At 71.7% G+C, this 13,507-nt stretch carries 13 protein-coding genes; 5 read left to right on the plus strand and 8 right to left on the minus strand.

Annotated features, from left to right (window positions below; genetic code table 11):
* Positions 1-65: 65 nt before the first annotated feature.
* Together AB0H75_RS03070 and AB0H75_RS03075 are read right to left on the minus strand one after the other, a co-directional pair.
* Complete coding sequence (locus AB0H75_RS03070) at positions 66-215, minus strand: pentapeptide repeat-containing protein (RefSeq protein WP_367789350.1); 150 nt, start codon at positions 213-215, stop codon at positions 66-68.
* On the minus strand, positions 212-3,079 hold the full coding sequence (locus AB0H75_RS03075) for a DUF6493 family protein (RefSeq protein WP_367789353.1): 2,868 nt from the start codon (positions 3,077-3,079) through the stop codon (positions 212-214). The genes AB0H75_RS03070 and AB0H75_RS03075 overlap by 4 nt, the downstream gene beginning before the upstream one ends.
* Before the next feature lie 295 nt (positions 3,080-3,374).
* On the opposite strand from AB0H75_RS03075, the gene AB0H75_RS03080 reads away from it, so the two are divergent.
* Both AB0H75_RS03080 and AB0H75_RS03085 read left to right on the plus strand, forming a co-directional pair.
* On the plus strand, positions 3,375-3,965 hold the full coding sequence (locus AB0H75_RS03080; RefSeq protein ID WP_367789356.1) for a hypothetical protein: 591 nt from the start codon (positions 3,375-3,377) through the stop codon (positions 3,963-3,965).
* 96 nt (positions 3,966-4,061) lie between these two features.
* Positions 4,062-4,988, plus strand: a complete 927-nt coding sequence (locus tag AB0H75_RS03085; protein WP_367789359.1) for a M23 family metallopeptidase — start codon at positions 4,062-4,064, stop codon at positions 4,986-4,988.
* A 417-nt stretch (positions 4,989-5,405) separates the two neighbouring features.
* Here the strand turns inward: AB0H75_RS03085 and AB0H75_RS03090 are convergent, their stop codons facing one another.
* The 3 genes from AB0H75_RS03090 to AB0H75_RS03100 all read right to left on the minus strand — a co-directional run bounded on the left by AB0H75_RS03090 (position 5,406) and on the right by AB0H75_RS03100 (position 7,825).
* Entirely contained in the window at positions 5,406-5,894 is a 489-nt protein-coding gene (locus AB0H75_RS03090; protein WP_367789362.1) for an SRPBCC domain-containing protein, read from the minus strand.
* Positions 5,895-6,050: 156 nt separating this feature from the next.
* The gene (locus AB0H75_RS03095; protein WP_367789365.1) at positions 6,051-6,689 is read right to left on the minus strand and encodes a response regulator; all 639 of its coding nucleotides are present in this window, start codon (positions 6,687-6,689) and stop codon (positions 6,051-6,053) included.
* On the minus strand, positions 6,686-7,825 hold the full coding sequence (locus AB0H75_RS03100) for a sensor histidine kinase (protein WP_367789368.1): 1,140 nt from the start codon (positions 7,823-7,825) through the stop codon (positions 6,686-6,688). The genes AB0H75_RS03095 and AB0H75_RS03100 overlap by 4 nt, the downstream gene beginning before the upstream one ends.
* Positions 7,826-7,965: 140 nt before the next feature.
* Here AB0H75_RS03100 and AB0H75_RS03105 point away from each other — a divergent pair, with 140 nt between their 5' ends.
* The 3 genes from AB0H75_RS03105 (at position 7,966) to AB0H75_RS03115 (ending at position 10,513) form a co-directional block, all read left to right on the plus strand.
* Entirely contained in the window at positions 7,966-8,679 is a 714-nt protein-coding gene (locus AB0H75_RS03105; RefSeq protein ID WP_367789371.1) for an ABC transporter ATP-binding protein, read from the plus strand.
* A 311-nt stretch (positions 8,680-8,990) separates the two neighbouring features.
* A complete protein-coding gene (locus tag AB0H75_RS03110; protein ID WP_367789374.1) occupies positions 8,991-9,701 on the plus strand; it encodes a hypothetical protein in 711 nt (236 codons plus the stop codon).
* Positions 9,702-9,835: 134 nt separating this feature from the next.
* Positions 9,836-10,513 (plus strand): helix-turn-helix domain-containing protein, encoded by a 678-nt coding sequence (locus tag AB0H75_RS03115; RefSeq protein WP_367789377.1) that lies wholly within the window; start codon positions 9,836-9,838, stop codon positions 10,511-10,513.
* Between the two features lie 99 nt (positions 10,514-10,612).
* On the opposite strand, the gene AB0H75_RS03120 is transcribed toward AB0H75_RS03115, so the two are convergent.
* The 3 genes from AB0H75_RS03120 to AB0H75_RS03130 form a co-directional block, all read right to left on the minus strand.
* Entirely contained in the window at positions 10,613-11,437 is an 825-nt protein-coding gene (locus tag AB0H75_RS03120; RefSeq protein ID WP_367789379.1) for a class I SAM-dependent methyltransferase, read from the minus strand.
* 113 nt (positions 11,438-11,550) lie between these two features.
* Positions 11,551-12,624: an ABC transporter substrate-binding protein gene (locus tag AB0H75_RS03125; protein ID WP_367789382.1), complete on the minus strand. Its 1,074-nt coding sequence runs from the start codon at positions 12,622-12,624 to the stop codon at positions 11,551-11,553.
* The gene (locus AB0H75_RS03130) at positions 12,621-13,154 is read right to left on the minus strand and encodes a SigE family RNA polymerase sigma factor (protein WP_367789385.1); all 534 of its coding nucleotides are present in this window, start codon (positions 13,152-13,154) and stop codon (positions 12,621-12,623) included. The genes AB0H75_RS03125 and AB0H75_RS03130 overlap by 4 nt, the downstream gene beginning before the upstream one ends.
* Positions 13,155-13,507: the final 353 nt, after the last annotated feature.

The raw sequence follows: 13,507 nt of genomic DNA on the forward strand, positions 1-13,507 counted from the left end.
CAGGAGCGCTCGTCCGGGTGGCGCACGTCCGGTGTTCGTCCGGGGGATTCTCCTTCAGAGGACACTCACCCGCGTCCCGCTCCCCGCGTCCCGCTCATCCGCGTCCCGCTCATCCGCGTCCCGCTCATCCGCGTCCCGCTCATCCGCGTCCCGCTCACCCGCGCCCCGTGCCCCGCTTCCTGCTCCCCGCTCCCCACTCCCTGCGCCCCGCTCATTCGGCCGGCGCGGTGAGTACTTTGTGCAAGCGGCGTGCCTCGTGCAGCAGCAGGCTCGACCCCTTGCGCGCGGCCAGCTCCGCCAGCCCGGCGATCTCACCCCTCGCCCCCGCGAACGCCGCCCCGGCTGCCGTCCCGACCCCGCCTACGAACGCCGCCCCCCTGGTCGCCGCCTCGGCCGCGTCCGAGAACGCTGCCACCCCGGTTGCCACCCCGGTTGCCGCCTCGGCCGCCACCCCCAGCAACTCGCCCAGCCCGGCGCGCGGCCGTTCGCCGGGCCTGGGCAGCAGCGGCGGGAGGGCCACGGCCAGCGTCTTCCACACCGCGGCGTGCGCCCCGCCCGCCACCAGCTCGGCGAACGCGGCGGTGACCCGCCTGAGCCCCACCCACTCGTGCCGGACCAGCTCCACGACGGCCTGCCCGAGCCCGGCGGCCGGGAGCTGCCCGCGCGCGGCCAGCGTGAGCGCCGCCTCGACCGCCACGGCCCGCTGCCCGTCCCGCCGGTGCCCCAGCCCGGCCGCGACCACGAACGCGACGGCGTCGCCCACCGGCCCGTCCCCGTGGGCCAGGGTGGCCAGGGCCTCCATCCTGGTGTCGTTGGCGCCGGCCAGCCAGGGCTGGACACGCGCGAGCCAGGCGGCCACGACCTCCCGGTGCGAAGGCATGATCACCGGCCACCACGACATGTCACGTCTCTCGTAGGGGTAGGGGAGGCGCTCGTCGACCACCCACAGCTCCGCCAGCCAGCCGGGCAGCCCTTCCAGCGGCACGACCTCGGCCCGTACCCGCCGGTACCAGTCGGTCGAGTGGTAGCCGTCCGGCTTCTCCTCCCGCGGCTCCAGCCGCACCACCGGATCGGGCAGGCCGCCGTCGCGCAGCCAGGCGGCCAGCGTCCGGCCCGCCCGCGACGGCAGCTTCTCCGCGCGTACCAGCAGCTCGGGAGGGGTGTGCCGGGGCAGCCGCAGCAGCGCCTGCTGGAAGTCGGCCTCCAGCGGCTCCCGCTCGCCCAGCAGCTCCATCCGCTCCACCAGGGCCTCGGCGGCGACGTGACCGGTGGCCGAGGTCGGTGTGGCGAGCAGCGAAGGGACGCTCTGCCCGCGTTCGAAGAGGGCGGTCACCTCCTCCAGGCGGCGCCGCAGGAGCCCCTGCACCGGCCACTCGTAGGAGGTGTCGCAGTAGACGCCCGTCCTCCTGCCCAGCTCCAGGCTCCGCTCCGGCGCCAGGACCGCCAGCGCGCAGCGGGCCAGCAGGTCGGGGACGCCGGGATGGTACAAGTTGCGGTCGAACACGTACTCGCCGGGACCGTCCGGCCGGCTCTCCTCCCACCACGACCGGAGTGCCGCCACCATGCCGTCACGGTCGCGGTGGGTCAGCGCGACGAGCCCGCCGAAGGCACGCTCGCAGCGCAGCGGCTCGGCGTCCCAGCTCAGCGCCCGCAGCTCGGCGACCAGCTCGGCCGCCGAGCCGAACGGCGGCGCCAGAGCGGGCGGCGCGGGCGCCCGCAGGACGGCGACCGGCCGCTCCGGCTCCTCCCCGGCGACCGGGCCGTAACCGGCGGCCAGGCGCTCGCGCAGCTCGGCGGGCAGCCGGGCAGCGGCCTCGCGGACCGCCTCCCGGCCGGCCTCGTCCGCGTACGGGGCCAGCCGGACCGCCAGCCGCACCGCGCGCTCGCGCAGAGCAGGCGTGTCCACGCCGAACACGACGGCCAGCGCGGGCACCGCGCCGCCACTCCTCGGCCCGGGCGTGCGCGCCAGCCACTGCACAGCCGCCCGCAGCAGCTTCTTCTCCGGCCGGTACGCCAGCGCCACCACCGCCTCGGCGAACAGCTCGTCACTGAGCAGCCCCGCGTCCTCGGCCCGCCGCAGCTCGTCCAGCGCGAGCTGCGCCAGCGATGGATCGGCCGCCGGCAGCAGACGGACGAAGTCGAGCACCGGGATCTCCGCCGGCTCCGGCCGTAAACTCCGCCAGAACATCACGAACGGGACGACACTTTCGCCCGGCTCACCAGTCAGGAACCGGCTCGCGCAGCCGTCGATCAGCATCCGGCGCGGCACCCGGCCCTCGCGGGCCAGCACGGCCAGCTCGTCGAGGATCGTCGTGCCCGCATGCCCGATCAGGGCCAGCGGCTCAGCCACGCCCGGCGTCCGGAACAGACGCGGCAACAACGTCCTGAGCAACGGATCGCGCGACGCCCCGCCGCCGAGATCCGGATCGCGCAACGGCTCACCCCCGAGGTCCGGATCGCGCAACGGCCCACCCCCAAGACCTGACCCGAGCGACGGCTCACCCCCGAGACCCGACCCGAGCAACAGGTCGCCGCCGAGACCCGGCCCGCCCCAGCGTCGCCGCAGTGCCAGCCGCCACACCCAGCCGAGGACGAACGCGTCGCTGTCCGGCGGTTCGAGACCGCTCTCGGACACCAGCGCCGCGACGAGGTCCCAACCGGGGACCCCCTCCATGCGCCACCATCCGCTCCTCCGCCTGCCGGTCGGCGGCCGCAGCCGCCCGGCCAGCCGGACGGCCAGGTCGCGGCGCCACTCGACGGACCGGCGCCGCAGCAGGGCGACGATGTGACCGGCGTCCCGCTCGGGGTCACGCGGCGCGCGCAGCTCCCTGCGGTCGAGCCAGGCCGCCACCTGCTCGGCCCCGGTGAAGCAGGCCGCTCCCGCCAGCCGGAAACCGGTCGCCAGCTCCGCGATCTCCTGCCGGGCCGTGAACCCGCCACGTAGTTCCTCGGCCAGATGACCCGGAAGCCGCACGGCGACCGCCCGCCGGCCCAGGTCGCTCAGCCCGTCCAGGAAGCTCACCAGATCCTCGTCGTCGCCCGCCTCGATGCGGTCGAGAGCCTCCAGCCAAGGGTTCATCCGGGCACCCCGTTCCAAGCGATCATGGCCCGGACCCTAACCACCGCCTCCGACAATCCGCCGCGTAGTCATGGCCTCGCCTCCACGAACGACGACAAAAGCCTGCTCACCACGCACATCACCTGAGATCGGATGGTGATCGAGGGCGAGGACTTCAAGTCCCGTCCTGGCGGCACTCACCCTTGGGACCGGCACTCACCCTTGAGACCGGCGGCCACCCCTGGGATCGGCGGCCGTCCCGGGGGACTGGAACGAGACCGCCACCTGGCACTCACCCGGCATCCGGCCCGCCGACGTGCGCGAGCTGCTGGAGCGGGGCTGCGCGGTCGTCATGCTGTCCCGGGGCATGAAGCTGGCGCGGCGGGTCCGTCCCAAGACGCTCGCCGAGCTGGCGGACCAGGACGTCGAGGCACACGTGGAGGAGCCGAGGGCCGCCGTCGGCCGCTACAACAAGCGGGCGGCAACGGCGGCGTCGGTGGTGGCATCGGTGGTGATGGGCAGCCTGTTCACTCGACCTGCTGACCGCCGTGGCGCCACCGGCCACCTGCGATCACAGCAGTCACTCTCACCTTTTCGGTCTTCCGGCATTTCACAAAAATCACTGATATATACAGTCAGCGAAGCGTGGGCCGATGGCGAAGGGAGTTCGATGGCCGGCCACGAGAAGTCGGGCGCCGAAGGGCTCGATCGGATGATCCTGATCCAGCAGGCCCAGCAGGCCCAGCAGGCTCCGGCGTCCACCCAGGCCCTCGGCGACGATCGGCGGGCGGCTGCCGTCCCTTCGATCAAAGATCTTCCGTTCCGCTTCCGCGCTCTCACCAGGGGAGCCGCAAAATTTCATCTGCAAGTCATTGATGAAGAGAACTTTCAGCCGCTATCTTCATGATCCGCCTTGCAGGTGCATTCCTTGAGCACCTCGGCACAGGAGAGCTGAGCGCCTGACCGTATCCCCCTCGTACGCACCCCGTTCAGAGAGGCAAGCATGCCGACCACCGGCGAGCCGAACCAGCCGAAGACCCTCAGAGCCGCGATCACCCCCTTGCTGATCGCCCTTCCCCTGGCACTCGTCCCGCAGGCCGCCGCCTCGGCGCAGGACGCCGGTGCCCTCGCGGTGACGCACAAGAGCCCGTTCAACTGCGGGAAGACCTTCAACGCCAACAACTGGTCGCCGGGCCACAACCCGTCCGGCTCCATCGACTGGCAGAACCACGGCTCCGACGCCATCAACGGCGAGACCGTCCGCGCCACCGCCGCAGGCACCGCCTACTTCTACAACGCGGGCAACACGAGCTACGGCAAGTGGATCGAGATCCGCCACAGCGACGGCTCCAGGACCCGCTACGCCCACCTGGCCACCATGGTCAAGGCCGCCGGCGGCTCGATGAGCGTCGGCCAGGGCACCGTGATCGGCACTGTCGGCTCCACCGGCGGCTCCCAGGCTCCGCACCTGCACTACGAGCAGCGCACCTCCGCCGGCGCGATGGACACCAGCCCGACCGTGGACGGCGTGACCGTCTCCCTGGGCCAGAAGAAGGCCATCACCAGCACCAACGGCTGCAGCGGCGGTAGCGGGGGCGGCGGCGGCAGCAGCTCCTACACCCCCGAGAAGGTCTGCGGCAGCGGTTACGCGGTCATAGACTCCGCCGCACTCGTCGGCGGCCGCGCCTACCTGCTCTACAACGCGGGCAACGGCTACAACTGCGTCGTGACGCTGAAGACCGCCAAGCTCGGCTCCGCCTCGGCCGCCTCCGCCTTCCTCGAGCCGAAGGGAGCCAGCAGGACGACCGACTCGGGCAGCTACGCCTACTACGCGGGTCCGGTGAAGCGCAAGGCGCCCGGCCAGTGCGTCAAGTGGGGCGGCTCGGTCGGCAGCAGCGCGTACACCAGCCCCTTCGAGCACTGCGACTGACCTTCAACCGACCGCCGGTCCCACCCACGACCAGCAACCGAACCCCGAAGGCCACTGCCGCACGGGTGGGCAGTGGCCTTCCCGGTCTTCCCCGCGCCTTTCCCCGATCTCCCCGCGCCCTTCCCCGATCTTCCTGCGCCCTTCCCCGGTCCTCTCCGCACCCTTCTGCGGACCCTCTTACCTTCTCCCACCTGCACGTGCCCTCTGCACACTCCATCTGAGCGTTCCACGCCCGCTCCCACCCCCCTTTCCCCTGGACGCTCCCCCTGCGCGTTCCCCTGCGCGTTCCCCCTGCGTGTTCCACCCGCACTTCCGCCCCGCTCCCACCCTCGCGCGTTCCCTGAACGTCCCCTGCGACTTCTCCGCGCTCCCGCTCGGCCGCTCCCGCTTGGCCGCTCCCGCTCAGTTCCTCCCCGATCAGCCTTCGGCGGCGACCTTGAGCATGCGCAGAATGTCCTCGTGCCCCTGGCGGAGCTTGGCGGTGTTGTAGAAGAGCGGCAGCAGGGGCCCGGACATCGACTCCTCGATGGTGACCCGCGTCCGCCCGTCACCGGTCTCGTGGAGCTTCATCCGATCGATCGCCTTCACGAAACCCATGGCGACCCCGGTCCACGTGAGCTCCCGCTCGGGCGCCACGACGGCGAAGGTGGACGTGATCGTCATGCCTCGGATCTTCCAGCGGAAGGTCGCGTCCGGCTGGACCTCGCCAAGCTCGACCACTCGGGCGTCCGATCGCCAGTCCGGCCAGTTCGCCATGTCGGCGAGCAGCTTCCACACCTTGCCGGCCGGAGCGTCGATGACGACCGTCGATGACGACCTGACGGGAGCGTCCTGGTCGAGCAGCCCCTTCTTGGCGTACTCCTCATGCAACCGCTCGATCGAGGGCCCCGCGTAGAAGACCTTCACCACAACCCCTTGAGATCGCCGTTCCCTTACGAGAGCAATGCTCTCTCAGAATCGACTCATCCGTCAAGAGCACCGCTCTCTAATGAGATCCCCTCTCACAAGCCCACTGGAACGACCGCCGCTTGTCCCAACCACCCACCGACCCGCCTCGCTCCCTCACAACAGCCCGGCGTCGCGTACCTTCATGGCGACATGGACCCGGTTGTCCGTGCCGAGCTTGGCGAAGATGCGCGTGATGTTGGCCTTCACGGTGGCCACGCTCACGCACAGGCTCTCGGCGATCTCGGCGTTGGAGCTGCCTCTGGCGATCTCGACGGCCACCTCGCGCTCGCGGTCGGTCAGCCGGTCGAGCTCCTGGAGCGCCACCGGCTCGTACGCGCCGGTGGCCGCCGCGATCACCTGCCGAGCCACGCTGGGCGACAGCGCCGGCTCGCCCCGGGCCACCGCCCGCACGGCTTCGATCATCTTCGCCGGTGGCGTGTCCTTCAGCAGGAAGCCGTGCGCGCCGAGCCGGAGGGCCCGCAACACCATGTCGTCGGCGTCGAACGTCGTCAGCACGAGGATGCGCGGCGGCGAGGGCTGGCGAAGCAGCAGCTCGGTGGTGACGAGCCCGTCCTGGACGGGCATCCGGATGTCCATCAGCACCACGTCGGGTCGCAGGTCGCGGATCACGGTCATGGCCTGCTTGCCGTTGTCGGCGTCGCCGGCCAGGTCGAGGTCGGGCTCGCCGCCCAGGATGAGACGCAGCCCCGTGCGCACCATCGGATCGTCGTCCACGATCACCACACGGATCACTGATCGTCCTCCCAGGGCAGACGGGCGTCGAGGACGAAACGTCCGTCCTGGACGGCATGGCTGATCGTGCCCCCGGCCATCCGGGCGCGCTCGGCCAGCCCGACCAGGCCCAGCCGCCCGCCCGGCCCCGGCCGGGTGCCGTACGGAGCCGGATTGCTCACCCGGATCCGCAGCCCGTGGCCCGGCCGCCCGCCCAGCTCGGCCCGCACGGGTCCGCCGGGCGCGTGCTTGCGGGCGTTGGTGAGCGCCTCCTGCACGATCCGGTACGCGTGCCGCCCGATCTGGGACGGCAGCAGCTCGCGCCGGTCGATGGTGTCGGTGACCTCGATCCGCTGCCCGGCCGCCCGGACCTCGTCGAACAGGTCGTCCAGATGGGAGAGGTCGGGCTGCGGAAGCTCGACACCGCCGTCGCGGCGTAACGTCCCGAGCACGGTGCGCAGCTCGTTGAGCGACTGGTGCGCGTTCTCCTGGATCGCCTGCGCCGCCTCGCGAGTCTGCTCGGGAGTGAGGTCGGTGCGGTGCGCCAGGCCGCCGGCGAGCATGGCCAGCAACGAGATGCGATGGGCCAGCACGTCGTGCATCTCCTGGGCGATTTTCACCCGCTCGGCCAGCCTGGCCTGCTCGATGCGGCCGGCCTGCGCGGCGGCCCGGGAGGCGGCCAGGTCGCGCCGCTCGCGCAGGTAGAGGCCGACCGCGGTGAGACCGCCGACGATCACGCCTCCGGTCGTCAGGGTGACGATCGTGACGGAGTGGACCCTGGCCGGCTCGGCGTCCATCCACAGCACCTGCGCGACGGGGCACAGCCAGGTGGCGAGCGCGACCGGGACGATCCACCGCCAGCGGCGATGCGTGCACAACGACACATAAGTGACGAAAGCGGGGCCGGACGCCATGGAGGACCCGAGGGTCAACAGGGCGGTGGCCAGCGCGACCTGCCAGGGGAACCGGTGCCGCCACCGCATCAGCACCAGGCCCGGCACGCAGAGCGCGAGGTCGAGGAGGAACAGGGCGATCCGGTCGGAGCCTGAGGGAAGCTCGCGGCTCCAGGACGACAGGACGAAGACGCCCGTGTAGAACAGCGCGGGCGAGCTGGCCAGCGTGTACCGCAGCGCGGACTTGTGCGTCCTTCCGTTCACGATGCACAGCTTAAGGACCGGCCTGACCTGCGTTGTAGCGACCAGGGGCCAGAACGGGTAGCCCTGGGTCTACATTCCGGCAGGCGATCCTCGACCTGGGTCCGATGAGCGCGGAGGCCGCGATGCGCTGAACTTGGCCCGTGATCGAGTTTCGCTGCGTCAGCAAGACGTACAGAAAGGTGCGGGCCCTCGACGACGTGTCCTTCACGGTCGGGGCGGGCAGCGTCACCGGGTTCCTCGGGCCCAACGGGGCGGGCAAGTCCACGGCCCTGCGGATCCTGGCGGGGCTCTCCCGGCCCGACTCCGGCTCGGCCACCGTTCTCGGGCGGCCTTACCGGGAGCTCGGCTGCCCCGGCAGGTGGGTCGGCACGCTGCTCGACGCCGGAGCCCTGCATCCGGGCCGCACCGGGCGGGAGGTCCTGACGCTGGGCGCCATGCTGCTCGGCCTGCCCAAGACCCGCGTCGACGAGGTCCTGGAACTGGTCGGGCTGACCGCCAAGGAAGGCGGCCGCGCCGTCGGCGGCTACTCGCTCGGCATGCGGCAGCGGCTCGGCGTCGGGCACGCGCTGCTCGGGCGGCCCCGGGTGCTCGTGCTCGACGAGCCCGTCAACGGGCTCGACCCGCAGGGCATCCAGTGGATGCGCGGGCTGCTGCGCGCCCTGGCCGACTCCGGATGCGCGGTGCTGCTCAGCTCGCACCTGCTGCACGAGGTGGAGCAGGTGGCCGACCACGTCGTGCTGATCGGGCGGGGCCGCGTCCTCGCGCAGGGCACGCTCGCCGAGGTCGGCGGCGACATGGGTCTCGAACAAGCCTTCCTCCGACTGACTGCCGACACCGCCAGGAGCGCCGCATGACCACCCCCCGAAACCAGACCCCACCCCCTGGCACCCCCCACTCCCGGACTCACGCTGAACCTCCACTCCGGAGCGGGGGCGACGACGACCTTGCCTCTGTCCCCCCGCCTTGGACGGGGAACGAGGACGGCCATATCCCTGCTCCCCAACCTCGGAAGGGGGGTGGCGACGGCCATGCGCCCGTCCCTCAGCCTTGGAAGGGGAGTGGTGGCAGCCACGCGTCTGTCTCCTCGCCTTGGAAGGGGGAAGATGGCGGCGATCAACCGGCTGGGGAGCCGCAGCCGGGTGCGGGGGCGATCCCGTTCGGGCAGTTGCTGCGGGTGGAGGCGCGCAAGCTCTTCGACACCCGTAGCGGCATGGTGCTGACAGCGTGCCTGCTCGGGTTGGTGATCGCGGCCGTCGTGGGCCGGGGGTTCGTGGCCGAGCCGAGGTTCTTCCGGCTGGCCGGGACGGCGGCCATCCCGCTCGCCATCCTGCTCCCCGTGCTCGCCATCCTCACCGTGACCGGCGAGTGGCGCCATCGCACGGCTCTGACCACGTTCACGCTGGAGTCCAGGCGCGGGCGGGTGCTGGCGGCCAAGTGCCTTCCGCCTCTGGCGGCCACGGTCGTGGCCTGCCTGTTCGCGCTGCTGGTCGCGGTGCCCGCGACGGCGATGGCCGCCGCCGTGCAGGGAGCCGAGGCCGACTGGGCGGTTCCGCCCGCCACGGTGCTGGGCTGGGTCGCGACCATGATCCTAATCACCGCGCAGGGGCTGGCGCTGGGCCTGGCGTTACTGAACGCGCCGGCCGCGATCGTGATCAGCCTGGGCAGCACGGCCATATGGAGCGCCATCGGACAGCTTGGGGACGTCGGCGCGACGCTGGCCGGCTGGCTCGATCTCAACACCACCACGAGTCCGCTGACCGGCGGTGAGGCGATGACTGGAGGAGAGGCCGCCCGGCTGGCCGTCTCGGTGCTGGCCTGGATCGTCATCCCCGCAGCCTTCGGAGCCCTGCGCGTCTCACGCATGGACATCACTTGAGCGGTTCCATGTTCGACAGGGGCTGTTTCTCGCTGCTAATTTCGGAACTGGTTCGAGAATGGAAGAACGGCAGAACCTGGGCGAGACCCGTCGATCACGGCGCGGGCAATGGGCGGGGACACAGGGTGGGGGAGATGGCGCCGTACTTCGCCATCCAGGACGGGTACGCGTTCTACCGAGGCCCGTTGACGGACAGTGCCCCGCACCGGCACGCCGCCTTCCAGGTCGCCATCGCGCTCCGGGGCGAGGTGGCCGTGGTGGATGAGTCCGGCGCCCGGCACAGCGACGTCGCGCTGATCGTGCCGCCCATGGCATGGCATCGGATGCTCGCCACCGAAAGCCTGCTCACGTTCTTCGTCGAGCCGCACTGCGCGTTCGCCGACCGGCTGCGCGAGCGCTGCGGGGACGGCGTCACCGTGGCGGCCGAGCTGCGCGATCTCGGGGAGGAGCACATCCGGCGGACCGGGGCACATCCGTCCGATGAGCTTGACTCCCGGCTGCTGGCGGCGATGAGCAAGCTGGCGGACGGGGACGAGCCGATGCCGCGCCTGGCCGCGCAAGTCGGTCTCTCACCACAACGCCTGCGGTCCCTGGCCCGGCACCAACTGGGCATGCCGCTCGCGCGCTGGCGTATCTGGCTGCGCCTGCGCCGGGCGGCCGAGGCGCTGCGCGAGGGGCAGTCGCCGGCCGGGGCGGCGGTCACCGGTGGCTTCGCCGACCAGGCACACTTCACCCGGTGCATGCGCGAGATGATCGGCCTGACGCCGTCCGCCGTCCTGCCTGTGTTGCGTTCTTCACCTGCGTCGGGATGAGGGGTTCCCGGTGTTGCGCCTCTATCTGATCTATCTGAGCGGGGTCAAGTGTTGCGTTCTTCGCCTGCGGTGGGCGGGGTTCTGGAGGTTCTGGGTTCCTCACTCGCGGTGGGCGACGTAGATCGAGATGGAGCCGCTGATCGTTGACACGACCTCGGCCTCGCGTACGTCAACGAACCCGGCCTCGGACATCAGCCGGGGCAGCACGCCGTCGGCGTTGGGCTGGGTGTCGGCCACGCCGTCCGCGAGCTGCACGACGCGGAACGCCAGGCGCATCGGCTTCGTACGTTGCAGCCCGTAGTCGGCGATCACCAGCTTTCCGCCGGGCCGCAGCACCGCGAACATCGACGCGAGGATCGCCTGCTTCATCGCCATCGGGCATTGGTGGAGTACCAGGCTGGAGACGACCGTGCTCGCCGAGCCGGCGCCCAGAAGCTCCTCCAGCGAGTCGCCCATGCCGACCCGCCACTGCGCGGCCGGCACGGCTGCGTCGGCGACGCCAGCCGCGCCAGCCGTGCCAGCGATGCCAGCCGTGCCAGCCGCGCCAGCCGCGCCAGCGATGCCAGCCGTGCCAGCCGCGCCAGCGATGCCAGTCGCGCCAGCGATGCCAGCCGTGCCAGCCGCACCGGCCGCGCCGGCCGTGCTAGCCGCGCTGGCGGTGCCCGCCTTGCGCTGTGCCACCGCCAGCACATCGGGGTCGGGATCGACGCCGATGAGGCGGGCACGCGGCTCGATCCGGCTCAGCAGCAGCACCTGCGAGCCGGTGCCGCAGCCCACATCGACGATCACGTCGTCCGGACGGGGGGCGACGTGCATCGCGAGCAGGCTGCGCCACAGGCGCTCGCGGAGCAGGGTGGCCACCGCGTCGTAGAAGCGCGTGGGGAAGAAACGGCCCAGGGCGGGGGTGAAAGCTCGGTCTGTCATGGCGGCAGTCTCGGCCCGGCCACGCGGCCCGGTCTTGAACGAACCGCTCGTGCGGCGCCACGTTGTCCGGGCTGGGGTGAGCTGGTCGCGTGGCGCCTGTGGTCCGTTCCGGTTCAGCGTGGAGGCACGATGACGCTTCGTACGTCCAGGGGTTTCTTCAGGAAGCCGTATCGTCGTGCTACGTCGGCCAGTCGTTGCAGTGCGGGGATGTCCAGTTCGGCGGAGTACGTCCCGAGGGCGGCTCGTTCGGTCTCGCGGGTGGTGGTCCGCAGGTAGGAGGGGATGATCGCCGAGGCCGCCTTGGGGTCGTCCGCGATAACGCGGTGGGCCTTGGCGAGGGCGCGCAGGAAGGCCGCCATCGTGCGGGGGTTGGCGCGGGCCCAGGATTCCTCCACCATCCAGCCGGCGGTGGGCAGCCCCGCGAACTCCCCGGTCATCATCTCGCGCAGGACCCGCGTGTGCCCCTGCCCCATGCTCACGAACGGCTCGGCCAGGACGGCGGCGGCGAACTTGCCGGTCCTCAACCCGGGGAGCATCTCGGGGTAAGGCTTCTCGACCAGCTTGACCTGGGTGATCGCCAGCCCGGCCCGCTTCAGCACGGCGTTCAGGGAGAGCATGGCCAGCCCGTTGAGCTCCGGAACCGCGATCAGCTTCCCCTTGAGGCCCGCCACGGTCCTGATCTGGGATCCGGCCTCGACCGCGAGGGCGAGGCTCCGGGGCTCGGCCCGGTGCAGGCCGCCGGCGATCCGGACGTCCCTGCCGTGCTCGTGCGCCACGAACGCCGTGAGGTGGTCGGTCTGGGCGAGGGCGTACTGGCCCTCCAGCAGCCCGGGCACCGCGGCGGCGCTGCTGGGGATGAAGACGGGCTGCACCGTCAGTCCTTCCGCCGCGAAGAACCCCTTCTCCTGGGCCACGAACAGTGGCGCCGCCTCGCCGCTGGACACCATGGCGACGTTGACGGTGGCCCGCTCGGGCGGCGCAGGTGGGCGGGCCGCGTCGGGCACGCGGCCGGGCAGCAGTCTGATCGCAACTGTGCCGGTCAGCACGGTGATGACGACCACGGCCGCCGCGACGGCCGCCACCAGATTGCGCCGCCTGCGATGGTGCGTCTCGAGCGCGCGGCCGGCCAGGTCCCGCTCGGGCATGTCATCGGCGATGCGGCGGAGCTCGTCACCTATCCAGGTCATCGGCGTGCCTCCTCGGTACGGGCCGGGCCTTCCGGAGCGGGCAGCCTGGGAGCCAGCTCGGGCGCCAGCACGCGCAACCGGGCCAGCGCGTGGTGGGTCTGGCTCTTCACGGTGCCGATCGAGCAGCCCAGCAGCTCGGCGACGTCACGTTCGGCGCGGTCCTCGTAGAAGCGCAGGATGAGCACCGCGCGCTGCTTGGGGGTGAGCCGGGACAACGCCTGGTGCAGGACGAGCCGCAGGACGGTGGAGTCCTCCGGCGCGTGGGACCGCTCGGGCAGGTCCTCGCTCGGCATCTCGCGCGCGCCGCGCCGGCGTCGCCACGAGAGGTACTGGTTCACCATCGTCCGGCGGGCATACGCCTCCGGCCTGTCCATCCGGCGCACCTTCGGCCATCGTCCGAGCATCCGGACCAGCACGCTCTGCAGCAGGTCCTCGGCCAGGTGGACGTCGCCGGTGAGCAGGTACGCCAGGCGCAGCAACGGGCGTTGATGCTCATCCGCGAACGCCCGGAAACCGGCATTCCGCTCCAACGTCTCTCCTCGTGTCGATGACCTTCAAACGCGGTGGGCGCGCGGAAAGGTTGGCACTCCGGAGAAATGCGGGGATCGGATCACGGTGGGAGAGGCAGCGGGAGGGGCGGTGGGAAGGCGGTGGGAAGGCGGTGGGAAGGCGGTGGGAAGGCGGTGGGGCGACCGCGGGGCGACCGCGGGACGGTGGCGTGTGCTGGCTGGCACCGGCCGAGTGCGGTGGCGTGCGCTGGCCGGTGTTGGCCGAGTGCGGTCAGGCGCGCCGGCCGGTGTTGGGCGAGTGCGGTCAGGCGCGCTGGCCGGTGTTGGCCGAGTGTGGCGGGGCGCTGGTCGGTGTTGGCCGGGTGCGGTGGGGT

Source organism: Nonomuraea sp. NPDC050783 (genome assembly GCF_040802095.1).
Lineage (GTDB): Bacteria > Actinomycetota > Actinomycetes > Streptosporangiales > Streptosporangiaceae > Nonomuraea.

Bases quoted from the DNA above. Each gene is read 5' to 3' on its own strand.
- AB0H75_RS03070 (WP_367789350.1), bottom strand. From the start codon at position 215: ATGAGCGGGGCGCAGGGAGTGGGGAGCGGGGAGCAGGAAGCGGGGCAC.
- AB0H75_RS03075 (WP_367789353.1), bottom strand. From the start codon at position 3,079: ATGAACCCTTGGCTGGAGGCTCTCGACCGCATCGAGGCGGGCGACGAC.
- AB0H75_RS03085 (WP_367789359.1), top strand. From the start codon at position 4,062: ATGCCGACCACCGGCGAGCCGAACCAGCCGAAGACCCTCAGAGCCGCG.
- AB0H75_RS03115 (WP_367789377.1), top strand. From the start codon at position 9,836: ATGGCGCCGTACTTCGCCATCCAGGACGGGTACGCGTTCTACCGAGGC.
- AB0H75_RS03120 (WP_367789379.1), bottom strand. From the start codon at position 11,437: ATGACAGACCGAGCTTTCACCCCCGCCCTGGGCCGTTTCTTCCCCACG.
- AB0H75_RS03125 (WP_367789382.1), bottom strand. From the start codon at position 12,624: ATGACCTGGATAGGTGACGAGCTCCGCCGCATCGCCGATGACATGCCC.